The organism is Vibrio phycocola (assembly GCF_053850235.1).
Genome location: NZ_JBSQDJ010000006.1, coordinates 176,191 through 202,788, shown reverse-complemented (window position 1 = coordinate 202,788; position 26,598 = coordinate 176,191). Strand labels below are relative to the sequence as shown.

Sequence of the window (26,598 nt, the reverse complement as noted above, 5' to 3'; positions counted from 1 at the left end):
TTATTTCCCCACCGCTGAACGACTACCGAAGATGTTCGGACGCAAATAGTGATCAATAAGTGGACTGGCTGAGTTCATAATTAACACCGCAAATGCCACACCTTCAGGGTAGCTACCAAAGCAGCGAATTAACCAGATTAGCAAGCCACATCCAGCGCCATAAACGAGTTGCCCCTTAATGCTGGTCGGCGATGTAACGAGATCAGTCGCAATGTAAAAGGCTCCGAGCATCGCCCCTCCGCTAAGTACATGAGTCATCACTGGAAGGTAAAGTTCCGGAGCAATCGCGTGTGAAATGAGGGCCGGTATCGCAAGCCCTAGCAGAAAACTCACCGGAATGGCCCAGTGAATTAAACCTCGATAGATAAGAAACAGACCACCTGCCAAAATAAACAGCGAGCAAGTCTCACCCAGACTTCCCGACTGCTCGCCCAATAACAAATTCAGTAAATCAATGGGCTGAGTTCGCTCGCTACTTAACGAAGTCGCTGAAGTCACTCCATCAAATTGAAACCAAGCATCAGGAACCGTCACCAGATTATTGGCAAAATCGATCGACGCTGGATTTGCCCAAGAGGTCATTTCAACGGGGAAGCAAACAATCATCATCACTCGCGCTAACATGGCAGGATTAAACAAGTTTTGCCCTAATCCTCCGTAAATGTGCTTTCCGACGACAATCGCAAACACACTGCCAAACGCCGTGATCCACAGAGGTAATGTTGGCGGCAAACTCATCGCCAGCAATAGCCCGGTCAACATCGCTGAACCATCCATACAGGCCAACGCTCGTTTCTGCATCAAGGCTAAACATCCCCACTCTGCCGCTATCGCAGACGCCATACCAACAAGGAGCACCATCAAACTATTGAGACCGAATTGATATACGCCAAAAATGGCCGCCGGTAACAGCGTTAGAATCACGGTATACATAATCCTGACACTGGTATTGTCATTGTGCGCAAACGGCCCAATCGAGGATTCGTATTTAATCATGGGTCACCTCCGTGACTTTTTCTTCTTTAGCTATTGCTCTCGCGGGACGAGTCGGCCTCACGGGACGCGCTGGTCTTTCTGGTTTATCCGCTGTCGAACTCACATCAGTTAATTTCGGACGTACAGGGCGACTAGGGCGAGCAGGACGCTCTGGTGCGGCACTGGACTCTACGGCTACCGGACTGACTCGGGTTGGACGTTGTGGCCTAGTCGACTCAGTGGCATTCGCTTGTGGGCGTGCTGGTCGAGCAGGTGCACCATTTGCATTTGCTTGATTTCTTACGGGTCGAGAAGGAGCTGCACCTCGAGCTGGGCGCTGAGCTTTAGCCTCACGAGCTTTACGCGCAGCTTCGGCTTCCTTGTCTAAACGGAACTTTCTCGCCTCAGTTAATGCTTTTGCGGTCGCCGATTTTTTCTCTTTAAGGTTATTTGCATTGATAGAACCTTTCGCGTGCATAAAAAACTGCACCAATGGGATATGCGAAGGACAGACGTAACTGCACGCACCACACGACAGGCAACTTAATACACCAAGATCTTCCGCTTTCTTAAATTCATTGACTCGCGTTTGCGCTGCAATTTGAAATGGCATCAAACCCATTGGGCAAGCACGAACACATTGACCACATCGAATACACTCTTGATGCTTAATCTCTGATACGACTTCGTCTTCGGTTAAAGCGAGTAATCCACCAACGGTTTTATCAATGGGCACATGTGGAGAGCACACCACCTGCCCCATCATTGGGCCACCAAAAATAAGTCGCTCTGTGTGATTACTCAAGCCACCACAGTATGCAATAACGTCACTAACCGGTGTTCCAACCGGTACTTCGACATTGCGCGCTTCTGTGATCCCTTGCCCAGAGACGGTGACGATACGCGTGGTTAATGGGTGCTGAAAACGTACCGCATGATAGACAGCACGAGCAGTTGCAATATTGTTCACCAAGATACCGATTTGAGTCGACAATCCACCCGGCGGAACCTCGACTCCAGTGACCGTTTTAATCATGTGTTTTTCCGAACCCATTGGATAAACACTGGGGACGAGTTTTACCTCTATGGATTCATCTTGATTGGCTGCAAGTGCCATCTGCTCATAGGCTTCTCGTTTATTATCTTCAATCCCAACAATGGCAAGCGATGCACCTGATGCTTTCATCATGATCTTGATTCCAGCAATCACTTCTGAAGCATAGGTTTGCATGGTCAAATCATCACAGGTCAAATAAGGCTCACATTCTCCGCCATTTATCACCAAGGTATGAACCGCAGCTTGGCGGGCAAAACGTAACTTGGCGGCAGTTGGAAACCCTGCGCCACCCAAACCGACAATTCCAGCCTCACTAATGCGTTCAATTAATTCATCAGCTTCCAATGCATTAATATTTTCTGCTCGGCTTATTCTGCCCCACGACTGATCTTGATTGGCACGAATCACCACGGTTTCGCACTTCAGTTTGGAAGGGTGAGCGGTAATATGATCGGTTATCGCCGTGACAATTCCATTCACGGGAGAATGGACAGGCGCCACCATATTACTGCGCCCGACCGCGATTTTTTGTCCTCGTTTGACCACATCCCCCGTACTAACCAATGACTTCAAACGAGCACCATTTCGAAGCTGTAACCCCAGATAAACGTTGCGAGGCCAAAATCCGGTGTCGATCTCTTTGTTATTACTGAGCTCTTTGTACGCCTTAGGGTGAATCCCACCACTAAATGGCCGCTTTAGAAGACTTAACATTTTCATCACTCCTATACCGCAACCGGTTGTTTGGGTTTAGGCCAGAACCAAGTTGTGCTATCGGCTTCAATTTCCACGATATCGAGACATTTTTGTGGGCAGACCTGGCTACACAATTGACATCCAGTACAAACATCTTTGATCACGGTGTGCATCTGCTTAGGCGCACCAACAATCGCATCAAATGGGCACGCTTTAAAACAGCGACCGCACCCTGAACAATTCTCTTCGGCTATACTCGCGACAAACTGTTTGTCCTCTTCATTCATTTCGACAGACACGCCCAACATGTCGGCTACTGCGACCGCAAGACTGTTTCCACCTGGCGGACAGCAAGTAGGACTCAGCGTTCCTTCGACCATTTTTTCTGCAGCGGCACGACAGCCCGCTTCTCCGCATTGACCACATTGACCACCGGGTAATAGCGCTTCGATTTTGTCAGCTAGGGGGTTACTTTCCACTTGAAATACAATCGCGGCATAACCGAGAACCAAACCGAGAAATGCCCCCATAAGTACGAAAAAAAGAAGTGATGTAATAAGCATGTTCGATTCCTCCATTAGATCATTCCCGAAAAGCCCATAAAGGCCATTGATAGAATTCCTGCCGTGACAAACGCAATTGGCGTTCCTTCAAATGCCTCCGGCACGCGACTTAATGACAATTGACCGCGCAGCCCTGCAAATAAGGTAATGACAATTAAGAACCCAAACGCCGACCCGACGCTAAACATGATGGTGTTAAAAAATGACAGGTCATCTTGCACGGCCAATAGCGCAACGCCGAGAACGGCACAATTGGTGGTAATTAGAGGAAGGAATACGCCTAATGACTGGTATAACGCTGGAAAGGCTTTTCGAACGTAGAGTTCAGTAAATTGAACTACCGCGGCAATAATTAATATAAAGGCGATAATCCGCATAAATTCCAGCCCGAGCGGTCGTAGAATCGTAAACTCGATAATCCATGTACTCACCGCCGCGAGTGTTAAAACAAACGTCGTCGCAATCCCCATGCCGACTGCGCTATCGATTTTGCTCGATACCCCCATAAAGGGACATAAGCCCAAAAACTTTGCCAATACCACATTATTTACAAACGAAGCACTGAGTAAGATTAATAACCCTTCAGACATACATTTCATCCTTGAAAATGATTTTTTAGGACATTCTGCATTAGGTGTGCCATCACGGGGCGATGCACTAAATTTGGCCACTTAATCCCTTATCAGGGCTACACATTTTTAGTTTTTTATTCTCTTTATTTCTATTGTCAGCTTTGCGACAAAACGAACAAATTTAAGCAACTGCTCAAGTTTTGTCCTAAATCAAACAAACTTTGTATGACAAGGGCTTACGGGGTAATTACATGGGTATTGGAATAAGAAATGCATAGTGGTGCATTACAGGAAGTAAAATGGCTAGGAAGGCATTTATGGCACAATTAGACACACTCATTAGCAATGAGAATACCGCAGTTTTCGGATCTGGTGCATTTGAACAGATTGTACTTAATGCGCCAGTCGCAATTAGTATTACCGACGGCACCGGACAGATACTCTTTGTGAACCAGATGTTCTCTGACATCACCGAGTACAGCGGCGAAGAGATCATTGGCTGTCACTCTTCAATATTATCGTATAAAGCCACCCCGCGGAACGTTTACCAAGCTCTTTGGGAGACCATTAGTTCAGGTCAACATTGGCAAGGGCAATTGGTCAACAAGAAGAAATCGGGAACACCTTATATTGCCGATATATCGATTTCTCGCTTCACCAACAATGAAGGTGAACACTGTTACTACGCCATACAAAAAGACATCACTGAACAACACAAAGTCCAAACGCATCAAGAAAACCAATTTACGATGTTTCAAGCGGTGCTTAACGCAGCCCCCATCGCCATCGCATTAGCTGACGAACACAATAACGTTCTCTTTAATAACGATCGCTTTGCAAAGCTCCAGCAAAGCATCAATGAAGCGCCGGTTGACCTTCTGTTAAAAAATATCCAAATGGAATCTAAGTTTAGATCTATCCACGAGTTTATGGGGAATAAGGTCCAGAAATACAAAGGAATCCACATCGATAACCATGGCCCGGTTCGCGAACGTTGGCTCGACTATATCTTGGTGAAAATTCCGGTTTCCGACACCACAGCCGAGACCTACTTTAAGCCTAATGATGGCTTCTATACGGTGATTGCAATCACTGACCGCACTCGCGAAAAAATGCTAGTCGAAGAACGAAGAATTAATGCGATGAAGTTATTAACGCGCGACAACAAGTACGTTCACGCGATGCAAGAAGCGCTGATGGCGACGCTGCACCAACTGCAAGGCCCATTCAATATGATTGAGTCCGCCGTGAACATCCTCAAGCAAACCAATAATTCATGCCCCGGTTTGATCGCTATGGATGAAGCCATGGGCAATGCGGTCAGTGCTATGGATGAAATTAAGCAAGCGATACCAGAACGAAATGGCGAGGCCTTCCAGCCTGTCAATCTCAATCAGATTATTCGAGACGTCACCTCTATCACCACGGATGATCTGCTCTTTTCATCGACCAAGCTCGACCTCCTACTTTCTAATCGACTCTCTGTTATCAACGGTATGCCGCATCGCTTGGTTTTAGCACTGAAGCAACTTATCGACAATGCCATTGATTCCATTCAATCGTCAAAGGCGAGCGAGCGGATTATCACCATATCATCAATTGAACGGGATTCTGAGATCAACATTATCGTTGAAGACAGTGGTATCGGTATCGATGAAGCCATCCGATTGAAGATATTCCAACCCTTTTATAGCTCAAAGCCTAAACATCAATCTGGCTGCCGCGGTATTGGGTTGTCCATCGTACAACAAGTTCTCAATGAGCACTCTGCAACCATTGCAATTGAAGAGAGCGAACGACTTGGTGGCGCAAAAATTTGCTTAACTTTCCCAAACAGTAACTGGTGAGCTTATGATGCCTATTGAATTTTCAATGCACGACCTTGAACGGCAACTGCTCGCGGCGATGTATCGGATAAGCAGTGTCCTTAATTCTAGCCTCGATTATTGTGAAAGCTCCGATCAAATTCTCAAGGTGCTTCACGATGAATGTCAGTTGCAATGCGGCATGCTAACGATCTTAGATAACAGTAGAGACATTCTATTAATCAAGTCTGTCCACACTCCAAAACCCAACACTGCCGTTGAACAGAAACAGGTTCATTACAAAATCGGCGAAGGGATTGTTGGTGAAGTGCTTCGCCAAGGCAGTTCTGTTGTGATTCGTAATCTAGGAAGTGACCTGCGCTTTGCGGATAAGCTCGCATTATATGACTACGACAAACCTTATATCTGCGTTCCTTTAAAGGATGGAACCCATAAAGTCATTGGGGCATTATCTGCTCAGCCGCCCAATCTAAGTGACGATTGCATTACGATGTTAACCAAGTTTATGGATATGATCGCCAATCTTGTAGCGAAAAATGTTCAGCTTGCTTATAACGTCGAAAAAGAGCAGAAAAAACTGGTTGATGAACGTGATGGGCTCAGACGCAAAGTTCGTAATAATTACAGCTTTAAAAACTTAGTTGGTCACACCAAACCGATGCGGCAGATCTTCGAACAAATTCGTCTGGTTTCTAGGTGGGATTCCACAGTTTTAGTACGCGGAGAATCAGGGACTGGGAAAGAGTTAGTCGCCAATGCGATTCACTATAACTCTCCTCGTGCCGCCAACCCGTTCGTAAAACTTAACTGTGCTGCACTGCCAGATAACCTGCTTGAATCTGAGCTATTTGGGCATGAAAAAGGCGCATTTACTGGTGCGATCAAACAACGAAAAGGACGTTTTGAACTCGCCGATAATGGCACTATTTTCTTAGATGAAATTGGCGAAACTAGTCCGGCTTTTCAAGCGAAGCTGTTACGCGTATTACAAGAGAAGGAATTTGAACGAGTTGGCGGAAGCGGAACCATTTCAGTCAATGTGCGAATTGTGGCGGCGACCAACCGAAATCTCGAGGAAGAAGTCGCAAAGGGTAATTTTCGCGAAGATCTTTACTACCGCTTAAATGTCATGCCGATGAACCTGCCTCCACTGCGTGAACGGATTCAAGATATCCCGGAAATCGCGGAATTTATGATTCAGAAGATCGCCAAAGTTCAGCAACGTAAGCTGTCGCTTTCTGAAAGTGCAATTCGATCGATGATGTCCTACAGTTGGCCGGGCAATGTTCGTGAGCTCGAAAATACACTCGAACGTGCGTCGGTGTTAAGTGAATCTGGAGTGATCGCGCCAGAGCTCATCACCTTTAGTCACGTCGAATCGGCGCCAACCTCAATGCCAGCAATGGCAATGCAAGCTGTCGAAATGCCATCTCACCCAACAATGCCAAATTATAATTCAACGGGCATCAATAACATCGGCAAAGAAAAACACTTTAGCGACGAAAGAGAAATGGTTATCGATGCCTTAGAGCGATCTGGATGGGTGAAAGCCAAAGCCGCTCGATTGCTTAACATGACTCCTCGTCAAATCGCCTACCGGATTCAAATTATGGATATCGACATGAAACAAATCTAACAATTTTTGATTCCTCCTGATGTCGGGTTTGTGACAATTGTTGTAAACCACAGCTCGACACCAGATAACAATCAAATAAAATCAATAACTTATTAAAGGTACATTGTTTGCATCACTTAACCATAAGGCACCACAATTACGAAAGTTATTTATGGAAGAGGTAGACATGGAAAGTCATCAAAATACAGCGCCACCTCACTCTAACGAGTCTGAAACCAACATCAGTCACCTATTTTCAAGGGAGGTGCAAGACAAAATCGCGGCACATCCTTGTTATTCAAAAGACGCCCATCAATATGCAAGAATGCACTTACCCGTCGCGCCAGCATGCAATATTCAATGTAACTACTGCAACCGTAAATACGACTGCAGCAATGAGTCCCGCCCCGGAGTTGTATCGCGTTTGGTCGATCCACCTCAGGCGCTAAAGCAGTATCAAGCCATTAAGAAGCGGGCTCCCAATCTCACCGTGATGGGAATTGCAGGCCCTGGAGATGCATTGGCAAACCCTCAAGCAACATTTGAAACCATGGAAAAAATCAAAGCAGCCGATCCATCCGTTCAACTCTGTATATCGACCAATGGATTGATGCTGGAACCTCATGTCGACCGACTGGCGCAACTTGGTGTCGATCATCTGACAATTACCATCAACTGTATCGACCCAGAGGTTGGGGCGAAGATTTATCCGTGGATCTATTTCAATTATAAGCGACTGCGTGGCATTGAAGCATCCAAAACACTTATTTCTCAACAGATGAAGGGATTGGAAGCTGCTGCGAAAGCGGGAATGATGGTGAAAGTTAATACCGTACTTATTCCAGGAGTGAATGATCACCATATTGAAGCCGTGTCAGCGACTGTAAAACAACGTGGCGCTTTACTGCACAATATCATGCCGTTAATTTCTGATCCGGCTCACGGCACCTATTTTGGTTTAACGGGCCAACGAGGCCCCAGTGAAGAAGAGATTCAACATGCTCGAGCGGCTTCTGGTGACCATATGCCGCAGATGACCCACTGCCAGCAGTGTCGAGCCGATGCAGTCGGAACACTTGGCGGCTGTTCGAGTACTGCCGATGAACAACGCTCGTGTGGCTCAACCGAATCTGACACCAATACGGTAAATGATGGCTATCAAGTCGCGGTTGCCAGCGATGGCAGTGAAATAATCAAAACCCATTTTGGTCATGCGAAAGTATTTGAAGTTTATCGATATTCTTATACCAGCCAACAATTTAATTTCATCGAAGAGCGCAATGTCGCCGCCTACTGCAACGGTCAATCTGAATGCCTAGAGAATGAAGATGAGAAAGAGCAAATCATCAATACGGTAGCAGATTGTCAGTTGGTTCTTTCTGCACGAATGGGAATCGCTCCATGGCGTCAACTCGAAAAGCTCGGAGTAACGCCTAACGTGGACTTTGCTATGGAATACACTGCTGATGCATTGAAGCAGGTTGCGCTCCATATTACCGAGTTTGATTCATCAACACAGCACAAGGAGGCTCTCCATGAAGTATGCCATAACGGATAAATGCGTTGGTTGCCATGCATGCAAACTCGTTTGCCCAAGCCAAGCTGTCTATGCTGATGCCGACGATTCAAATCAGTTCCGAATTCATGCCAAACGCTGTACTGGGTGTGAAGATAAGTTTGACGACCCTCAATGCGCCAGTATTTGCCCAATAGAAGGGGCAATAATCAACGAGAACAGTATCCCAGTAAACCCAATCGGTAGCCTAACCGGTCTTCATATTGAGAGTTGCCGATGATACCAACAAATGCACTTCACTTGTTTTGGCGACCAATTATCAGTCAGTATCTTGCAGGTCACACCGCGCTTCCTCCATTTATTGGCCTCGAGGAAGCCGATTATCATCAAATCCTAGCAAGGTTGGACATCAAGGATATCAGCCGCATTCATGCACTCCCTGCACGTCGAACCCGTGGGGAGTTAATGGAAATGCGCCTAGATGAATGCCAACAGGTGTATGAGTTACTTTATCAACACATCAATGCATCGACACAAGATCTGGCTAACGACGCCGAAACAATGGCCCAAGTGATTACAGCCGCTTGCATGAGTGGGTCACATTTATGGCACGATTTAGGGCTACCAGAGCGCGCAAGGTTAGGTCAGTTGTTTAAATGCTATTTCCCATCGCTATATCAACTTAATAATCAAAATATGCGCTGGAAACGGTTCTTGTATAAGCAGCTGTGTGAGAACGGTGGCGACTATGTGTGCCGCTCTCCAAGTTGCGATACATGCTCCAGCTATAGTGAGTGTTTTATCACCGATGTGGCGGTTGACATTGCCAGTTAACACCCGCACAACAATGCTTAAACATAAAATATATACTGTTACTAAATATTTCCAAAAGCCATTAAATGCCATGAGAAATAAGTCTTAAATTTAACTCCAACTAAAACAAACGTAATAAAATTACTAACAATCTGCGTTAGATCAAATTTTATTCAGTTTTGAATGTTCACTAGTAGAATTTGTTGTTTTTTTCCACAAAAAAGGAGTAAATTTTTCATCATGTGAGCTGGCGCTCGTTTTTGAAATTTAAGGTGACAACATGTATTTAGATACTTCTTCGTATAGCAACCCAATGACCGATAACGCCATCGTTTTTGATAACGTTTCGAATAATGAATTGAACGAAAACGCGAAAAAGAATTGGCTTAGCTACTGGAAGTACTTTAAACGTAGTGAGTTTAATGCATGTTCGGTTAGAGGCTGTAATGGTCACGCTCATCATGGAATTCTCGTCAAAACAAGCCAAAATAACGATAAGTTGTACGTGGTTCCAGTTTGTGCAACGCACAGCACCAGTGATTCAATCCCACTTAAATCAGACAAACACATCGATATTATCTCAGCGGAATTGAGCCTGTAACGATTTATTGACACAAAAAAGCCCCAATGTTTATTCATTCATTAATAAGAATAAACATTGGGGCTATTTTTTATTCTGCGTTTTCGCTCTTTTTCTTCTTTGACGTCCGCACGTAATCCCAGATCAATCCAGCGGTCATCGCAGCGCACAATCCAATAAAGATCCACGTCCCAGTATGACCCAGCTCTTGGTTCGCGTAGAGCAAAATAGACGTAATCCACATCCCTACCGTCATTGAAATCAGGTTTGTTCTCATACTTCTTAGTCCTAAATCAAAATTCATTATTGGGCGCATTGTAACAAAACAATCCTAGAGCGAATACTCAGGTTATCAATGCACCTTGAATTGCGGGAAAAATAGAATGGTTAAGCGTGTTATGGCATGAATAGCTCAAACGCATTCTCAGCCACAATCGTCCCGTTTACCTGTACTTCAATTTTGTGAACTCCTGGGTAATAGGTTCGCGTGGTTATTGGTTTTATGGTGTGCTTTTTATGAACAGTTAACGTTTTTCCTGAAGCCAGGTGAACGCTACGCCATTTAAACACTTTTGGAGAGACAGTCCCGTTCGCTTTTTGATGATACACAATATAATCAATCATTAACTCCTGCGAATGTTTAGCTTTAGAGGGAATCGTCACACTAAGCTGAAGCGAGCCTCCAAAATCTAGCGTTGGCGCTGAAAGCGTTAGAGTACAATCACCAAGCTCCGCATTACCATACCCCAGAGCTTGTAAGGTCTCTGCATGTCCTACTTTTATTAAACTACGGCAAGCATGGCGCACCAATTTTATTCGCGCCTCACTGGCATTAATCATCCAGTCAAGAGCCACACTCGCTACAAGGTCTGGGTGATCTTTACTAATATCGTTTAAATTGTTGGCTACGGATCGCCGAACGTATTCGCTCGAATCATCTTTGAGCTTATCCAATAATGGCAGTAAGGGGCTAGGATCGGTTACAAATTTCTTAAGCCGCATTCCCCAAGGTAAACGAGGCCTAGAGCCTTCACTGGCTAAGCGGCGCACATGTTCGTCTTTATCTTCTGCCCATCGATGGAGAATCTTCATCGTTTGTTCTGTGTTTTGATCCAAAAAAGGTCTAATCGCAAATTCGGAACTTGAGCGTTTGGTCATCTCCCTTAATAGATCCATAGATAAATCAAAATGAGCCATACCATGTTGAGCGACATAATCGGCTAACGGCATTACAGCCCATCCATTAACCCCCGTTTTCCTGCTGGGGTTTGTACGAGTGGCATCTGGCGCTTCAGAATCAATCCGCTCCCCCAATACCGCATGTAACAATTGACCAGTGTGTGCAAAATCTGAAGGCAAGAAGTGATGCAATTGATGACAAATAAGGTCACTGCGCTGTTTTAATTCCAGAGTTTCCAGCTTGCAATTCACCGCAGCGACAAAGGCAGCGTCATCAAACCCTTGGTACACCTGTTTTAATTGGCTAGCAAGGTGCTCGACTAAACTAGTATTAAATATATGTTTAAATGCCTCTGGCATGAACCTATCCCCCCGGTTTATATATCAATGATTGAGCAGTGATACCCAACTTAAATTCACCATAAAAGCGAACCATAAGTATACGGCCATATAGGTCACTGCATGTCATATTAAACCATGCGTTAGCTTACCAAGCTTCATGAGATGAGTATTGAGTAAGAACGGATATAAGATGGCCTTTTTGAACGATAATCTGTGACAAATCCGTGATTAGCCAACTAAAAATTATATTTCAACTTTTTACTTAAATTCGTCACTTTACTCTGTGTAAATACATCTTTACAATGCTGCAAATATGTATCTCTAGTTAAATTAGATATTCTGCATAGCTTTAGTAAAAGCCGCTCAATATATACGACTTGACTGCCATGCCCGATACGAAGACCCTACGGAAAAGACCCTAGGTGTAAATAATAATTAACGTTCATACGGAGAGCGAACAAGAATGGATAAACCGATGAAACTTCTAGTAAAAGCGACAGCGATCGCAGCGCTTTCAGCGTTTGCTTTTACTGCCCAAGCCGCTGACAAAGTCTATCGTCTAACACTTGCTGAAACATGGGGCCCTAACACTCCAATTCTTGGTGATTCAACTAAAGAGATGAAACGCTTGGCTGAAGGCATGTCAAACGGCCGCCTTCAAATTCGAATTGACTCGGCTAATAAACATAAAGCACCACTTGGTGTGTTTGATTTGGTGCGCTCTGGTCAATATGATCTTGGGCATTCTAGCTCTTACTACTGGAAAGGAAAGGTTCCAAACACGCTTTATTTTTCTTCGATGCCCTTTGGTCTAATGACCACAGAACAGTATGCTTGGTTCTACCACGGTGGCGGGATGGAGCTAATGCAAGAAGTGTACGAACCATTTAACCTGCTTTCGTTCCCGGGTGGTAACTCAGACATCCAAATGGGTGGTTGGTTTAGAAAAGAGATTAACTCGATTGACGATCTTCAAGGCCTGAAGATGCGTATTCCGGGCTTTGCTGGTGAGGTTTTTGCTCGCGTTGGGGCCAAGCCTGTTAATATTCCACCGGGTGAACTTTACACCTCTCTAGAGCGTAACACCATCGATGCGCTAGAGTGGGTTGGCCCTGCTTTTGACCTGCGTATGGGCTTTCAAAACATCGCCCCATTCTACTACACAGCATGGCACGAGCCGGGATCTGAAACTCAGTTCCTAGTGAATAAGAAAAAGTGGGACTCGCTTCCTCAAGATCTGCAATTAATCCTAGAAACGGCATTTAAAGCTTCAGCATTTAATATGTACACCCAAGCTATCAATGAAAATGCAGTAGCGTGGGATAAAATGCTAGCCGAAAACCCTGATATCAAAGTTCGTGACTTCCCAGAAGAGGTTCTGAATAAGATGCGCGCGGAAACACAAGCACTACTTAAAGAGTATGCAGAACAAGATCCGCTAGCGAAGAAAATCATTGATTCTCAGGATAACTACCTAGATAAAGTCCGCGCATGGACAGACATTTCAACTAAGTCTTATCTGGAAAATAACTAATCCCAAGTTATCTACCTTCAAGGGGCTCGCACATGCGGGCCTTTTTTATTCCATTACCCCAACTAACATGGAGTCAAGCACAAAGAAATAGTTATTTAAAAATACGTGATAACTCATTTCAATTATTAGCAGAGGGTCCCGCAACCACCTTAATCACTGAAACCTACGCATAGAAAAAGTTCCATGCGTGCCAAAGTGACACATTAATTGCATATTGCACACTTTAAGACCATAATACCTATGTGACATTTTGACACAACAGGAGATAATATAATGGCTACTAACTTGCCTCGCATCACCGCTAGAGTTGATGTCGACACACAAGATTTACTGACTAAAGCTGCCGCGATCGCTGGCATGTCTAGCATAAACTCATTTGTTCTAAGCGCTGCAATTGAAAAAGCGAAACAAGTCATCGAACGTGAACAAGCTTTAAAACTGAGCCAAGCTGACGCTATGTTGCTGATGGAAGCTTTAGACCGTCCTGCAACACAGAACTCAAAACTAAAAGCTGCAGCTGGTCGATACGAGAGCAAAACTCAATGATGAATACGGTGCTTCTAGATAAAGCTAAACACAATAGAAACCGATTCAACTGTGGCACCGAGGCTCTCAATAATTACTTAAAAGTAACGGCGAGTCAGCAAGCAAAGAAAGACAACACCAGAACGTTTGTTTTGGAAGATGATAACGACAACTCACATATCATCGGCTTTTACACGCTAACAATGACGCCAATTGACTTAAAGGCATTGCCCGAGAAGTTACAGAAAAAGCACCAATCATCCACCTCTGGTGGTCTGATTGCTCGTCTTGCTGTCGATGAGCGATATAAAGGGATACGCTTTGGTGAGTGGCTGCTTATCGACGCACTCAGAAAGCTGTTAGCTGCTAGTGATAGCGTTGCATTTCCAGTTGTTATCGTTGATGCCAAAGATGGTGCTAAACATTTTTATGAACACTATGGTTTTCAAGCATTTGAAGACGCTGAAAACAAACTATTCATCACAATTGCTGATGTGAGAGCAAGCTTAGGCTAGTTAACCAGTAGCCTTTAGCAAACCAACCGCCGCGTTAAGGTGTGAGCAACGCAACCACCTAAACCATTGTGCCGTCAACACTAAAGCTGATTCAAACCAAAAGTACCAAGTGTTGCAAATCTTCTTAAATTTATTGTTATGGGTAATTCAAACACACCTGACCATCTTTATATGCGGTACTCCCGTGCTCTTTGCTATATAAGACTCACCTGAAGTCGTAAAACCTAATTTTTCATACATTGATACGGCATGCAGCCTAGCATTTAAATATATCTCTTCAGCCCCCTTTTCTAACGCCATATACGTTAGCTTCGTAAGTACTTTAGTACCCAAGCCCTGTCCTTGCATACTTGGTTGGACTACCATCTGAGAAATCTTAAATAAACGCGAATCTTCTTCGCTTAATCGGCCATAAGCGCATAAAGCACCACTATCTATCATTGCAATATGAAAACTATTTTCTTCGAGTGCATCAAACAATATTTCTCGGGGAAGATCTGGTTCACGGAAGAACAATTCATACCTCAAATCCAGAGCCTGTTTATACAACTCATCTGTGTTTTCTAACTCAATAAGTTCCATTTGGCCTCCTTACCCATAGACATAATGACTCCCCACTCAGACTGCGGATCTCCAATCAATCGTGGTTTAGCTGAACGCTAGAGCCATGCTAGTGGTGACCAGACTACTTTCATTTCTTAATACGCTCCAACACTTGAGCACGAGCGTCTTCATTGGAAACACCTAAGCCTGAAGCTAACTGTGCTTCAGCTGTAAGCATTTCTTCCAGTAACTCGATTTTCTCTTGCATTGCTTCATATTCCGTAACATCAAGGACAAACGCAACACCTTTACCACGCTGTGTGATTACTAGTGGTCTACGAGTTTCGTTAATCTGTTTAATAAATGACGTCACGCCAGCGCGAAATTCAGACAAAGGCTGAATATCTTGATCAAAATTGATGCGGCTCATGCTGAACTCCCAATAGTACAATTTAATGTACAAATAATGGTTCAACTAGCGATTTTGAGCAATAGCCTGATTTTGTGTTCTACTTGACGCGAGGAGTCATACCAACGCCGGGCATAAGGTGCGCGACGACCAACTCACCAAGACCACTGAACTTCATACCAAAGCCGCCGAGTGTAAAGCGTCACCTTGATGCCTTTGTTAGTTGTTTTTTTGTACACGATCAACAATGTAATCTTGAAGAGCTATGCCTTTGTTAGTTGTTTTTTTGTACACGATCAACAATGTAATCTTGAAGAGCTATGCCTTGTAGCTTTTGCTTACACCCATTTACCCTTACCCACGTTTGGCCTGATGAGTTAAAAAATAGTCCGACCGAGTTAGACTTAGGAACATTCACTTCTAGAACATAACCAGCATCAACCTCAGCCACTGAATGGAAAGCAACTTTGATTTTGGTAGGATCAATTGATGGTTCAATCGTATTAATTTTTGCGTTTATTACTTTGTTAATATCATCTTTTTGGCTTGAGGTTAATTTAAGGCTTTTGACAACAGCATCGTCGCATATACCCCAAAAAATACTGCCACCCGAGCTATTTAGGAAAGCGATGACATATTCGTCTACGAGGTTTTGAATAGACTTTGCAGGATTACGCCCCTTAATTTCTTTAAACTCATGAGTCAGATCTTCTTCGATAGAACACTCTTGACCCTCAATAAAGTCATAACCACAGGTCTCACCAACAACCTCTAGCTCATCTGGTAACGATTCAAAAAAAACTCTTAGTTGCTTAATCGTACTTGGGCTCATCCGAACAGCTTTCGACAATTTATTGGTGGAGCCGTATTCTCCAATCAATGAGTCCAACTCAGTAATTGCCTTTGTTTTTCCTACTAATTGCCCCCACGTTTCAATCTGTCGATTTCGTTGTGGACCACTCTGCAAACCGCCGGGATAATAAGCACTATTAATTGCTTCAAAAGCACACTGCAAGTTCCAGTTTTTGTTAATGATCAACTATCTCTCCTTCGAATGATTATGCTAAGAAACAACTAACGAGTCTGTAGAATTTCTCCATTTTCGAGAAAACACAGCAATTTTAAAATTTAATGGTCAAATAAAACAACACGTTAAAGAATACAATTTCTAATGAATTAATAAAAAACGAGTTATTCTACAACCTCAACGCCAAGCTAACCGCGCGTGGCGAAGCCTAATCCGGTTGAGCGGCTTGTTAGAGCATTATGCGATATTGCGAATAACATAATGCTCTGCTTTTTTATATGAGTCTTTGAGGTTACTAGGGAGCAATGATAGAACTGCTTGCTTAATAGATGAACCCGCTATATCAAGACCAGCCGCATCACTTAAGCCCCATGCCGGGTTAGAGCAGCTATTCTTTTTTGCAAAGCGAAAAATTCCCTCAAAGAAAGCTCGAACAGAAGTAAAAGCCTGATCCTTACTCATTGCTTCTAAGTTACACACTATTGCAGAACCAAAATCTAATTTGGCCTCTCCAGTATCATCCTTGATTGCAGACAGTAAAAGTAGCTCTGTTTCCCCACTGTATTGCCACTTTGTTAATTCTTCAACTTCATCAATTACTTGAGAAAAAGCAGCATCACTAAAGAGCCATTCGGTACCATCAATTGATGTAGCTTTACGGGTATCAGGCTGGTAGTTTTCAGGCCAATATGCTCCATAACCGACACAAAAGAAATCTACGGCCTCTCCGGAGCGGTAATGAAATTGATTTAAATGATCAACAATCTCAGATTTTGCTAATGGAGAGTTTGGATGAGCAAACAAAATACCAATAAGCTTTGAACTTCTAGACTCTTCAACACGAACAGTTCTATATCGAGTCGGAGTATTCATATTGAACGAGGTCATATAGTGCATCACTCGTTCAGGCTCTCTCTTTGTAAGAGTCACTTTTCTCGGAAGAACCAAGTCAACTTTACTCACTATTTTACCTAGTGAAAATGCTTCATACATTTCAGATTCCCTCTGAGCCCTAACATTTTAATATCGTGCCAGCACGAATTCATCCATTCAGTATATCTAATGAACCCCTGCTAACCAACGGAACAATATGAACTTAATGTAGTATCGTTAAAAGTTTCTAGTGAAAACTTATAAAAGACGAGGATTAGGATAACGCAACAGACTTAATCTGCGCCCATACAGTAAGGCCTTCTTCTAAACCTAATACCGCAATTGACCGCAAAGTGACTTTAGCCAGTAGTTTTTGACTATTGGATAACTTAAGTACCACCAATGCCTGACCAGAGGCATTGTTCATACCCTCAATGGATGAAATAGTGACGGGGAGTTGGTTTAGCATTGTGGTTAACGATGGTTCTTTGAGAGATAGCGCCACATCGGAGGCGAGAATTCGACAACGATAACGGTCGCCCACTTCCCCTACAGTCCCAGGCGCCCAAATGACCACACCACCAACATCCAACTTTGTGATTTGAGGATCTTGATGCTCGGTGACAGTGGTATCAAAAATACTTCCAATTTCATCACGAAATATCGGTAGATACTCAGGCTTAGACATCACGGTTTGTGCGTTTTCTGAAGCCACAATCTGACCACGATTAAACAGCACAATATGGTCGGCAAGTCGCGCCATTTCTTGGACTGAATGGGTTACGTACACAATGGGAATTTCAAATGTTTGTTGCAGCTTTTCTAAGTAAGGGAGAATTTCCGATTTGAGACCAACATCCAATGCAGAGAGCGGTTCGTCCATTAACAACAGTTTGGGACAAGTCAGTAGTGCTCGTGCTATCGCAATGCGCTGACGTTCACCACCAGAGAGCTGTTCGGTCGAACGTTCTAACAAGTGATCAATGCCCAAAAGCTGACATATCTCTATCACCGAGATCTTACGTTTTTCTTTCGGAGTACGCTTCCAACCAAACTCTAAGTTCTGTTTCACACTCAAATGTGGAAACAAACCAGCCTCTTGAAACACATAACCTAAATCACGTTGGTAAGTAGGAACAAATACACCTTGTTTGGAATCCTGCCACACTTCATTGCCAACGGAAAAATAACCCGAACTTAAATGCTCGAGCCCTGCCATCGCGCGCAAGCAGGTCGTCTTACCCGAGCCCGAATGACCAAACAGCACGGTAATACCTTGAGCCGGTAGCGTTAAACTGACATCAAGACGAAAGCTTGGGTAATCTATAGCAAATTCTGCGTGTAAATCGTGCAATGCATAAGCCTCAGGGTTATTAGGCCATCTGGTAACGACGTCGAGTATTTATCCAATACATCAACAATAAAGAAGCAAATGAAAAAGCGACTAAGCCTCCAGCAAGCACATGAGCTTTGCCGAATTCTAACGCTTCAACATAGTTATATATTTCTACCGACATGACGCGAGTTTTTCCCGGGATATTGCCACCAATCATCAAGACGACTCCGAACTCACCCAAGGTATGGCAGAACCCCATAATAGCCGCAGAAAACACACCCGGCCATGCTAGCGGTAAGGTAACGTGAACAAAGGTATCAAACGGAGATGAGCGAAGTGTTGCAGCAACTTCCATTGGGCGTTTGCCAATCGCTTCAAACGCATTTTTTAATGGCTGAATAACAAATGGGAACGAATGAATAATACAGGCGATGGCGATGCCCGCAAAAGAAAAAGGCAATTGAGAGATACCCAGTTTCGCTAGCCCCTGCCCCACCCAACCGTGAGGCCCAAGTAATAGCAGAAGATAGAAACCCAGTACAGTCGGTGGCAACACTAATGGTAACGAGAAGATCGCTTCGACAACGCCTTTATAACGATACTTGGTAACCGACAGCCACCATGCTGCTGGGATACCCAAAATAAGCAACCAAATCGTGACGACGAAGGCCAGCTTTAACGTTGTTGCAATAACTAACCAGTCTACCGCCATTTGATCTCTCTATTGAGGTTTATTGATACCCATAACTGGTGATGATGCTTTGGGCTTGTTCGGTCTTTAAATACGCAAGAAACGCTTGAGCTGCAGGGTTGTCTTTGCCCATTGTTAACGTAACCGCATCTTGCTTAATTTCCTGATAGTCGTCGCTAGGAACTTCCCAGTACGAACCCGCTTTAAACGCATTGTTAGAGAAAACCTGAGACTTCGCGACTAAGCCAAGTTGGGCGTTTCCAGTGACAATGTATTGATACGTCGGATTCAAGCCTTTTCCCAATACCACTTTAGCGCGCATTTTATCATAAAGGGCTAATTTTTCTAACGCTTGTTGCGCCGCTAAACCATAAGGCGCAAGTTTGGGGTTTGCCATAGAAAAGTATTCAAAGTCGAGATCGGTTAACTGCTTTTTGACATCAATTCCAGCCGTTTCAGACCACAACACCAAAGTGCCTTTTGCATAGGTAAATTTATCACTGGCTAACCCTTCTGCAACCAGCTTTTCTGGCCTAGCGGTATCGGCAGAGAAAAAAAGATCGAAGGGTGCGCCATTAATTATTTGAGCATAGAGTTGACCCGTTGCTCCTGTACTGATTTGAATAACGTGATCAGATTGAGCAGAAAAGTCATTGATTAGCTTTTTCATTGGCCCAGAAAAGTTATTAGCGACAGCCACCGTAGCCTCTTCAGCAGACACGACAAACGGAGTACTCCAAAGCGCTATAAGACTCATCAAGGCGAATTTATTCATTGCATTACCTAAGGCTGTTTTATTAATTGAGCGATCCATTGTTTCTGCAAAAAGTGGCGTGCTCTCGCGGCATGTTTTTCCTGCAAAAAAGGCAACGCTTCTTCGAACGTCGCAACACGAGGCTCTTTTTGATCATGGAACTGCACAATATGAAAGCCTATCTCGGTCTCGATAGGCTGGCTAATCTGACCAGGTTGCAGCGCGTAAAGTGCGTTAGTGATTTCAGGAAAGAGCTTGCCTTCTTCACACCAGCCTAAGTTGCCATTTTCTAGCGCACTGGGGCATTCTGAATGCTCTAATGCAAGTTGAGCGAAATTACGCGACGTCACTTGCTCGGCAATAGAGTGAATCCTTGCCATCGCCGTAGCGCGTGTGTTTTCTGCGTAGTCATCATTAATTGTGATTAGAATCTGGCTCATTTCCCACGTTTTTGCGCGAGAGAACTCTAGGCGATTTTTCTCAAAATACGCCAATGCGTTCGCGGGATCAAGCGGCGGGATCTGTTGTGAGACCAATTCCATTACTTTCTCACATTTAAGTTCATCAGAAAGCGCTAATTTTAACCCTTTCTCACTCAAGCTTTGCGCTTGTAGTGAAGCAAAAAATTCTTCTTTCGATGGAAAACGCTCAACACTCAGCTGGTAAATACCCTGTAGTTCTTCAGATGATATGTCGATCTCGGCCGCTTCCGGTGCATTAAGAATTCTCTGTTGTAAATCATTAACACGTTCCACCCGCTCTTCCACCTCGCCTAGCTGCTGACTGGTTAAATGTTGAGGGTTAAGCTCAAACATTTCCGTGGCAACTTTGATGGTTAGATAACTGCGTTTTTGCTCATCCATTAGCAAATCCTTTTAATATTTGTTTTTATGTGACCGCGTAACTAAAAACCAAGATATCGAACCAATATCCATCTCTTAAGCCGACGCGGCCAATTGCGGAGCAACATGTTTATCATTGAAGGGCACGATCAAATATCGAGAGTCTATGCGAAATAGGTTGTCGTCGACTGAAACTTCATACTCAAGCGCGCCATCTGCAAGATCACGATGAACTCGATAAACTTCGACAGTGTCGCCTTTCTTTGCGATAACTTCTTTGTTCATCGACAGGGAAACCGTTAACTGTGCTATATCCATAGAACGGAATAAGCAAGGTATCCACTCCAAATCAGACTTAATCAACTCAGTATCACGAACACCAACCACTTCATTTAGTCGAGGGACATAGACTTGAAAAATGATTTGGTCTTGAAGAAAGTAACCATAAGTGCGAACAATTCCGGCCTCTCCAGCTTCAATCAATAATTCTCCCTTTGGGACATGTTTAAAACTGCCATCATTTCGAATATTGCGAACAACTCTAACCTCTTCACCTGCTTCAAAGCGTATCCCTAATCCATCCATAGTTCTGATTCCTTTGTTCCCTTAGTCATCACACGAAGTACAACCGTCACAACCACCGCTTGCGAACGCTAGCTCTCGCCCTAATTCAAGTTGCTTATAAGCGGAACATAACGCTTTCTTATAGGCGCTGTAGCTTGGTGTGCCATCGTGTCTATCCAATATCTGTTGAAATAACCGCAATAGTGGAATGTGCTTACGCGTCACCAATTCCGCATCAAATTCGACGTCGAAGAAATGAAGGAAATCTTCCGCCGATTCAAGCTCTTCAATATCGTCTTCAAATGTTGCTGTCGCTATATCATTCATTCTTTACTCCTTCGACTTCACACTCTAGCTCATGGTTTTCTCGATTTTCTTTCCCAATTTCTTTTCCTAGAGCTTAGAAACAACAGCACTTGCTAAGCCAATTAAATCATCCATATTGGGTATGCATTTTTGCGTTTCAGACCATTGTCTCAAAGGATCTTTAAGCTGCTCGCATTGACGTGGAGACAGGGTAATTCCTAGGTCTCGATACACGGTATCAATAGCGTGTACACCAGAGTGTTTTCCTAGTACAAATTGGTGCTCTCGCCCAACGATGCTCGGAGAAAACCCTTGATAATTGTTTATGTCTTTCAGCAAGCCATCGACGTGTATCCCCGATTCATGGGTAAAAACCGAATCTCCAACAATCGCTTTTTGCGGTGAGAAATGTCTTCCTGACGCAAGATAAACGTAATGACATAAATCAGGCAGTTGAGTTAACTCAATGCCGCAGGTTGATTGGGTTAACACTGATATTGCCACCGCGACCTCTTCTAACGGTGCATTCCCTGCTCGCTCTCCAAGCCCGTTAATCGTGGTATTGATAGACGTTGCTCCGGCACGAATCGCTGCAAGGGTATTGGCCGTTGCCAAACCAAGGTCGTTGTGCGCGTGCATTTCAATCGCAATATCCGTTTCACTTCGTAATTCTGAAATGTGAGCGTAGGTAGCAAAAGGGTCAAGGATACCGAGTGTGTCGGCATATCGAATACGTTCCGCTCTTGCATGTTGTGCCATCTCGGCAACTCGAACCAAGGTCTCATGATCAGCTCGTGAAGCATCTTCCATTCCCACGCACACTTTTAGCCCTCTATCTCGCGCTTGCTTAATCACTTGATCCGAATGTTGAAGTAAATCTCGAAGAGGGAGGTTAAGTTTGCTACGACGCTGCTGTGCAGAAACGGGGATAGATAGATCAACCCAATCAAGACCAAGGTCAGTGGCGCTATGCACATCAGCTTCGGTCATCCGACACCATGCCATGGTTGTTGCGCTCGATAAGGATTGGCAAATCGCTTTAATCGTTCTCTGCTCAGACGCGCCCATGGCAGGAATGCCCACTTCTAGTTCAGTAACACCGGCTGATTCAAGCATCTGCGCGATGTGCACTTTTTCTTCCTTGGTAAAGGCAACACCTGGGCTTTGTTCTCCATCTCGAAGTGTGGTGTCGTTAAACACCACGCCGCTTGCTAATGCCCCAGAAGGCAATGACGAGCTATAGGACATAGTGCATACTCCTAAGCGTAAGTGGGATCAAATGCCTCTACCGACCCTTGATTGGTTTCGTTATTCCAATAAGGCGACATCTCTCTTAAACGAGCGACGATTCCCGGTAAATGTTCGAGCACATGGTCAACATCTTCGTCGGTATTGAAACGAGAAAAAGAGAAGCGCAAAGTACCATGAGCCGCAGTAAACGGAATATTCATCGCGCGCATCACATGTGATGGCTCAAGAGAACCCGATGTACATGCCGAGCCAGATGAAGCGGCGATTCCCACATGATTCATCATCAGCAACAGCGCTTCACCTTCCACATATTCGATGGCTATATTCGTAGTATTTGGCACTCGTTTAGCTGGATTACCTGTGACAAAACAGCTTGGAACTCGCGCAAGAATGCCTTGCTCTAAACGGTCACGCATCAATTGAATCCGATGAGTATTTTGCTCTACCGCATCTAAGGCTAATTCTGCTGCTTTACCCAATGCAATGATCGAAGCGGCATTTTCAGTTCCAGCTCGACGGCCACGTTCTTGATGACCACCACGCAATAGTGGACGAAAACGTGTGCCACGACGCAGATACAAAGCGCCAATTCCCTTGGGAGCATGAAATTTGTGCCCAGAAATTGAGAGCATATCTATCTCTGTTTCATCAACATTGATCATACGCTTACCCACCATTTGCACCGCATCAATATGGACTTGTGCTCCCACTGCTTTAGCCATGGTGGTGATTGCTTCAACTGGGAATATCGTGCCGGTTTCGTTGTTTGCCCACATAACCGACACTATCGCGACATTCTCATTTAGCGCTTTCGCGTACGCTTCTAAATTGAAATTACCTTTGTTATCCACATCAATAATATGAATCGTATAGCCTTTGCGTTTAAGGTGCTGGCACAACTCTAATGTGGCGGGATGCTCAACCGCGCTGGTAATGATCTCTTTTTTATCGGGATGCGCTTCTACCGCCGACAAAATTGCTGTAGAAGTTGCTTCTGTTGCGCATGAGGTAAATATCACCTCTGTCGCGTACTTAGCGCCAATCAGCTTTTGAACTTGCTCGCGTGCAATTTCCACAGCCTGACCGACTCGTGCCCCTAATTTATGAATTGAGGACGGATTACCATAATATTGGTCAAGATACGGAATCATGATTTCTAGAACACGAGGATCGATACGGGTTGTCGCGTTATTGTCGAGATAGACAAATTTATCATTTGGATTGATATGTTTAAGCATTGTAAGCCTCCTCTTTTTGCGGTACTACTGAGGTATCTTGTACGGGGAAGACCGTGATCGACTCTCCCAATGCTTTGGATATTTTGTATTCAACATTCGCCAATGTAAGTCCTGATAAGCCACACCCGGTACAGTTACCCGTTAGCGAAACAAACACCATGTCATCTTCAACATCAACTAACTTAATATCGCCGCCGTCTGCGACAATGCTTGGCCTCGCTTCAGAAATAACGGTTTCTATCAGTTCGATCTTATCTTTTAACTCGGCCGATTTTTCTTCGGAAACAAGCTCAATAGTGTTAACAACAGGCTCTGGATTGACGGCCTGACTATGGCAAGCATCAATCGCCATCTCTTTCAGCGTATCTTCGAGGACATATTCGATTTTTTCATGGCAAGCTGAGCAGGCACCACCCGCTTTGGTGTAATTGATCACCTCATCTAAACTTGTAAGCTTATTCGCTTTAACCGTTCGCTTAATCATCAGATCATCGATAGCAAAGCACTTACAAATCAATTCTCCCTCTTCGTGATCGTCTTCAATCACTTCGCCACGAAAATCTGCAATTGCCGCATGTAATGCTTCCATTCCCATAACAGAGCAGTGCATCTTTTCTGGGGGTAATCCATCCAAAAATGCGGCAATATCTTGGTTAGTAACCGCAAGAGCTTGATCAACCGTTTTTCCGATAATCATCTCAGTCAAAGCGGACGAAGAGGCGATTGCACTACCGCAACCAAAGGTTTGAAATCCAGCATCTTTTATCACTTCCGTCACTGGATCAATGTCCAAAGTAAGGCTTAGTGCATCACCACAACTAATCGAACCTACATCGCCTCTCGCGGATGCGTCTGCTAACAGCTTTGCATTCTTTGGATTAAAGAAATGCTCTTTTACTTTTTCAGAATAATCCCACATAAGTTCTCCTTACTTATCGCGCCAACACGTCCATTGCTAACCATGGGTCAAAACGATAAACCCAGTTTATTTGAGCTTTTAACAAAATGGCTGCAATTGTCGCACCACAACAAAAATGTGATGTAAGTCACTGATATTATTCCATTAGAAATTTTACGGGATACCATTCCAAACAAGAAAACAGACAATTAATTCAGTTCTGTGTCGCCTTTGTTATAAAGCGAACAAAAATTGTTGGTTGTAGTGAGGACAACATGTTGTACAAGATCTGACAAATTAAATAACGTGCTATATGGTCAGTTCGCTAATTTAATCTTGATTCATTATTTTTCCGTAATAACTCGAAGGTGAATATTTTGAAGTACATTGGTATTGTTAATGCTTGACCTGTCTGACTGTACTGGTAATGATGTATTAACATTATCATTAATTATTTTTACAGCATCAGAAGGAAAGAAACTTGCCGCTTACTAAGCAAACGAAAATAATCGTTGTCATTGCATTGATATTAGTTACCGCTTCGATGATTACTTTATTTACTGTCGAGAAACCCCCACAAGAAACTGAATTACCCACAATGACTGTCGCAGAGAAAAAAGCACGATTTAACGAGCTGCTTGTTCCGGCAGTGGATCATGTCTACGCCGATTTAATGCAACAATATCTAGAGATCAAACAAAAAATAGACGCTGAGGAAGGCAGCAATAAGATAGAAAAATTAAAATCTCAATACAAGGTGACGACCAACAATGAGCTACTAATGGCATTAAAACCGCACCCAAAAAGTATCGCATTAGCGCAAGCTGCCATGGAAAGTTCGTGGGCAACTTCTCGTTTTTCACGCGAAGCCAACAACTTTTTTGGAGTATGGTCTTTTGATGAGGATGAACCTCGTATTGCAGCATTACAAAAACGTGGTGATAAAACGATTTGGGTAAAAAAATACAGCTCTGTTAAACAATCGGTCTATGACTATTATCGAGTTTTAGCCCAAGGTAATGCCTTTACTGAATTTCGACAAACCAAGATGACGACCGACGATCCATTTGTACTGGTGACCAAATTAGACCGTTACTCAGAAAAAGGGAGCTTATATGGGGAAGAGTTGGCGGTAATAATCAAGGCTAATAAGTTTGATGATCATGATAACAACTAAAATACACTGCTCTTGCTGGATTAAATTGCTAGATAAAGGTGGCCGAATTATAGCCACCTTTGTTTGCTTTAAATTTCCTCTGCTTTATGCTGCCGCAGGTGAAAATGTCTGACAATCTTTTGGACACACTTTGGCACAAGCCATACAACCAATACAGTCGTCTTCATTTTCGATGGTCATCACCATCATCATTTCGTCTTCATCGTAGTAATCGTCGTCTTCATCTTCATCACCTGCTTTCTCGATCAAATTGAAAACGTTACGTGAGCAGACTTTGTAGCAGCGCCCACAGCCAATACAGTTATCTTGATCCACTTCTGAAATAAATTGCGGTTCCCAATCTGCACCACCTTTGGTTTTACCCGTTATGTTTGCCATACT

General features: G+C 43.9%; 30 protein-coding genes. 10 read left to right on the top strand and 20 right to left on the bottom strand.

Translation table 11 applies throughout. From position 1 onward, the window contains the following. Genes ACWU4D_RS09905 through rsxA form a run of 4 tightly spaced genes read right to left on the bottom strand, consistent with a single transcriptional unit; the run spans position 1 to position 3,881 of the window. Complete coding sequence (locus tag ACWU4D_RS09905) at positions 1–996, bottom strand: RnfABCDGE type electron transport complex subunit D (protein WP_456051262.1); 996 nt, start codon at positions 994–996, stop codon at positions 1–3. After that, positions 989–2,746, bottom strand: a complete 1,758-nt coding sequence (gene rsxC, locus ACWU4D_RS09900) for an electron transport complex subunit RsxC (RefSeq protein ID WP_456051261.1) — start codon at positions 2,744–2,746, stop codon at positions 989–991. The genes ACWU4D_RS09905 and rsxC overlap by 8 nt, the downstream gene beginning before the upstream one ends. Before the next feature lie 11 nt (positions 2,747–2,757). Then, positions 2,758–3,291 (bottom strand): RnfABCDGE type electron transport complex subunit B, encoded by a 534-nt coding sequence (locus ACWU4D_RS09895; protein WP_456051260.1) that lies wholly within the window; start codon positions 3,289–3,291, stop codon positions 2,758–2,760. A gap of 14 nt (positions 3,292–3,305) precedes the next feature. Next, the gene (gene rsxA / locus ACWU4D_RS09890) at positions 3,306–3,881 is read right to left on the bottom strand and encodes an electron transport complex subunit RsxA (RefSeq protein WP_456051259.1); all 576 of its coding nucleotides are present in this window, start codon (positions 3,879–3,881) and stop codon (positions 3,306–3,308) included. A 299-nt stretch (positions 3,882–4,180) separates the two neighbouring features. Between rsxA and nifL the strand changes: the two genes are divergently transcribed. The 6 genes from nifL (at position 4,181) to ACWU4D_RS09860 (ending at position 10,234) form a co-directional block, all read left to right on the top strand. Further along, positions 4,181–5,710: a nitrogen fixation negative regulator NifL gene (gene nifL / locus ACWU4D_RS09885; protein WP_456051258.1), complete on the top strand. Its 1,530-nt coding sequence runs from the start codon at positions 4,181–4,183 to the stop codon at positions 5,708–5,710. A gap of 4 nt (positions 5,711–5,714) precedes the next feature. Continuing rightward, complete coding sequence (nifA, locus tag ACWU4D_RS09880) at positions 5,715–7,325, top strand: nif-specific transcriptional activator NifA (RefSeq protein ID WP_456051257.1); 1,611 nt, start codon at positions 5,715–5,717, stop codon at positions 7,323–7,325. 166 nt (positions 7,326–7,491) lie between these two features. After that, a complete protein-coding gene (nifB, locus tag ACWU4D_RS09875) occupies positions 7,492–8,862 on the top strand; it encodes a nitrogenase cofactor biosynthesis protein NifB (RefSeq protein WP_456051256.1) in 1,371 nt (456 codons plus the stop codon). Next, entirely contained in the window at positions 8,840–9,100 is a 261-nt protein-coding gene (locus ACWU4D_RS09870) for a 4Fe-4S dicluster domain-containing protein (protein ID WP_456051255.1), read from the top strand. The genes nifB and ACWU4D_RS09870 overlap by 23 nt, the downstream gene beginning before the upstream one ends. After that, positions 9,097–9,654, top strand: coding sequence for a nitrogen fixation protein NifQ (locus ACWU4D_RS09865; RefSeq protein WP_456051254.1), 558 nt, complete (start codon positions 9,097–9,099; stop codon positions 9,652–9,654). The genes ACWU4D_RS09870 and ACWU4D_RS09865 overlap by 4 nt, the downstream gene beginning before the upstream one ends. A gap of 259 nt (positions 9,655–9,913) precedes the next feature. Continuing rightward, positions 9,914–10,234, top strand: a complete 321-nt coding sequence (locus tag ACWU4D_RS09860; protein ID WP_456051253.1) for a hypothetical protein — start codon at positions 9,914–9,916, stop codon at positions 10,232–10,234. Positions 10,235–10,304: 70 nt separating this feature from the next. On the opposite strand, the gene ACWU4D_RS09855 is transcribed toward ACWU4D_RS09860, so the two are convergent. Together ACWU4D_RS09855 and ACWU4D_RS09850 are read right to left on the bottom strand one after the other, a co-directional pair. Then, positions 10,305–10,490 (bottom strand): hypothetical protein, encoded by a 186-nt coding sequence (locus tag ACWU4D_RS09855; RefSeq protein ID WP_456051252.1) that lies wholly within the window; start codon positions 10,488–10,490, stop codon positions 10,305–10,307. A 119-nt stretch (positions 10,491–10,609) separates the two neighbouring features. Next, positions 10,610–11,752 (bottom strand): DNA alkylation repair protein, encoded by a 1,143-nt coding sequence (locus tag ACWU4D_RS09850; protein ID WP_456051251.1) that lies wholly within the window; start codon positions 11,750–11,752, stop codon positions 10,610–10,612. A gap of 457 nt (positions 11,753–12,209) precedes the next feature. Here ACWU4D_RS09850 and ACWU4D_RS09845 point away from each other — a divergent pair, with 457 nt between their 5' ends. The 3 genes from ACWU4D_RS09845 (at position 12,210) to ACWU4D_RS09835 (ending at position 14,308) form a co-directional block, all read left to right on the top strand. Beyond that, positions 12,210–13,268, top strand: a complete 1,059-nt coding sequence (locus tag ACWU4D_RS09845; protein WP_456051250.1) for a TRAP transporter substrate-binding protein — start codon at positions 12,210–12,212, stop codon at positions 13,266–13,268. Between the two features lie 273 nt (positions 13,269–13,541). After that, complete coding sequence (locus ACWU4D_RS09840; protein WP_456051249.1) at positions 13,542–13,814, top strand: type II toxin-antitoxin system TacA family antitoxin; 273 nt, start codon at positions 13,542–13,544, stop codon at positions 13,812–13,814. After that, entirely contained in the window at positions 13,811–14,308 is a 498-nt protein-coding gene (locus ACWU4D_RS09835; RefSeq protein WP_456051248.1) for a GNAT family N-acetyltransferase, read from the top strand. The genes ACWU4D_RS09840 and ACWU4D_RS09835 overlap by 4 nt, the downstream gene beginning before the upstream one ends. A 147-nt stretch (positions 14,309–14,455) precedes the next feature. Here the strand turns inward: ACWU4D_RS09835 and ACWU4D_RS09830 are convergent, their stop codons facing one another. From ACWU4D_RS09830 to nifU, 13 genes are all read right to left on the bottom strand, one after another. Continuing rightward, the gene (locus ACWU4D_RS09830) at positions 14,456–14,890 is read right to left on the bottom strand and encodes a GNAT family N-acetyltransferase (RefSeq protein WP_456051247.1); all 435 of its coding nucleotides are present in this window, start codon (positions 14,888–14,890) and stop codon (positions 14,456–14,458) included. A gap of 109 nt (positions 14,891–14,999) precedes the next feature. Further along, positions 15,000–15,281, bottom strand: a complete 282-nt coding sequence (locus ACWU4D_RS09825; protein WP_456051246.1) for a type II toxin-antitoxin system Phd/YefM family antitoxin — start codon at positions 15,279–15,281, stop codon at positions 15,000–15,002. Positions 15,282–15,534: 253 nt separating this feature from the next. After that, on the bottom strand, positions 15,535–16,299 hold the full coding sequence (locus tag ACWU4D_RS09820; protein WP_456051245.1) for an ATP-binding protein: 765 nt from the start codon (positions 16,297–16,299) through the stop codon (positions 15,535–15,537). Between the two features lie 225 nt (positions 16,300–16,524). Beyond that, positions 16,525–17,280: a hypothetical protein gene (locus ACWU4D_RS09815; RefSeq protein ID WP_456051244.1), complete on the bottom strand. Its 756-nt coding sequence runs from the start codon at positions 17,278–17,280 to the stop codon at positions 16,525–16,527. 154 nt (positions 17,281–17,434) lie between these two features. After that, positions 17,435–18,514, bottom strand: coding sequence for a molybdenum ABC transporter ATP-binding protein (gene modC / locus ACWU4D_RS09810; RefSeq protein WP_456051243.1), 1,080 nt, complete (start codon positions 18,512–18,514; stop codon positions 17,435–17,437). A 19-nt stretch (positions 18,515–18,533) separates the two neighbouring features. Then, positions 18,534–19,208, bottom strand: coding sequence for a molybdate ABC transporter permease subunit (gene modB / locus ACWU4D_RS09805; RefSeq protein WP_456051242.1), 675 nt, complete (start codon positions 19,206–19,208; stop codon positions 18,534–18,536). 19 nt (positions 19,209–19,227) lie between these two features. Then, the gene (gene modA, locus ACWU4D_RS09800; protein ID WP_456051241.1) at positions 19,228–19,962 is read right to left on the bottom strand and encodes a molybdate ABC transporter substrate-binding protein; all 735 of its coding nucleotides are present in this window, start codon (positions 19,960–19,962) and stop codon (positions 19,228–19,230) included. Positions 19,963–19,970: 8 nt separating this feature from the next. Beyond that, on the bottom strand, positions 19,971–20,804 hold the full coding sequence (locus ACWU4D_RS09795) for a peptidylprolyl isomerase (RefSeq protein WP_456051240.1): 834 nt from the start codon (positions 20,802–20,804) through the stop codon (positions 19,971–19,973). A 75-nt stretch (positions 20,805–20,879) separates the two neighbouring features. Next, a complete protein-coding gene (locus tag ACWU4D_RS09790; protein ID WP_456051239.1) occupies positions 20,880–21,368 on the bottom strand; it encodes a nitrogen fixation protein NifZ in 489 nt (162 codons plus the stop codon). 21 nt (positions 21,369–21,389) lie between these two features. After that, complete coding sequence (locus ACWU4D_RS09785) at positions 21,390–21,674, bottom strand: nitrogenase-stabilizing/protective protein NifW (protein WP_456051238.1); 285 nt, start codon at positions 21,672–21,674, stop codon at positions 21,390–21,392. Positions 21,675–21,740: 66 nt separating this feature from the next. Continuing rightward, complete coding sequence (gene nifV, locus ACWU4D_RS09780; RefSeq protein ID WP_456051237.1) at positions 21,741–22,901, bottom strand: homocitrate synthase; 1,161 nt, start codon at positions 22,899–22,901, stop codon at positions 21,741–21,743. Positions 22,902–22,912: 11 nt separating this feature from the next. Further along, on the bottom strand, positions 22,913–24,142 hold the full coding sequence (gene nifS, locus ACWU4D_RS09775; RefSeq protein ID WP_456051236.1) for a cysteine desulfurase NifS: 1,230 nt from the start codon (positions 24,140–24,142) through the stop codon (positions 22,913–22,915). Next, positions 24,135–25,061, bottom strand: coding sequence for a Fe-S cluster assembly protein NifU (gene nifU, locus ACWU4D_RS09770; RefSeq protein WP_456051235.1), 927 nt, complete (start codon positions 25,059–25,061; stop codon positions 24,135–24,137). Before nifU ends, nifS begins: the two co-directional genes overlap by 8 nt. Before the next feature lie 460 nt (positions 25,062–25,521). Here nifU and ACWU4D_RS09765 point away from each other — a divergent pair, with 460 nt between their 5' ends. After that, positions 25,522–26,217 carry a glucosaminidase domain-containing protein gene (locus ACWU4D_RS09765; RefSeq protein ID WP_456051234.1) on the top strand — a complete coding sequence of 232 codons (696 nt, stop codon included), beginning with the start codon at positions 25,522–25,524 and terminating at the stop codon, positions 26,215–26,217. An 84-nt stretch (positions 26,218–26,301) separates the two neighbouring features. Here the strand turns inward: ACWU4D_RS09765 and fdxB are convergent, their stop codons facing one another. Further along, a complete protein-coding gene (gene fdxB, locus ACWU4D_RS09760; RefSeq protein WP_456051233.1) occupies positions 26,302–26,595 on the bottom strand; it encodes a ferredoxin III, nif-specific in 294 nt (97 codons plus the stop codon). Between the last annotated feature and the right edge of the window lie 3 nt (positions 26,596–26,598).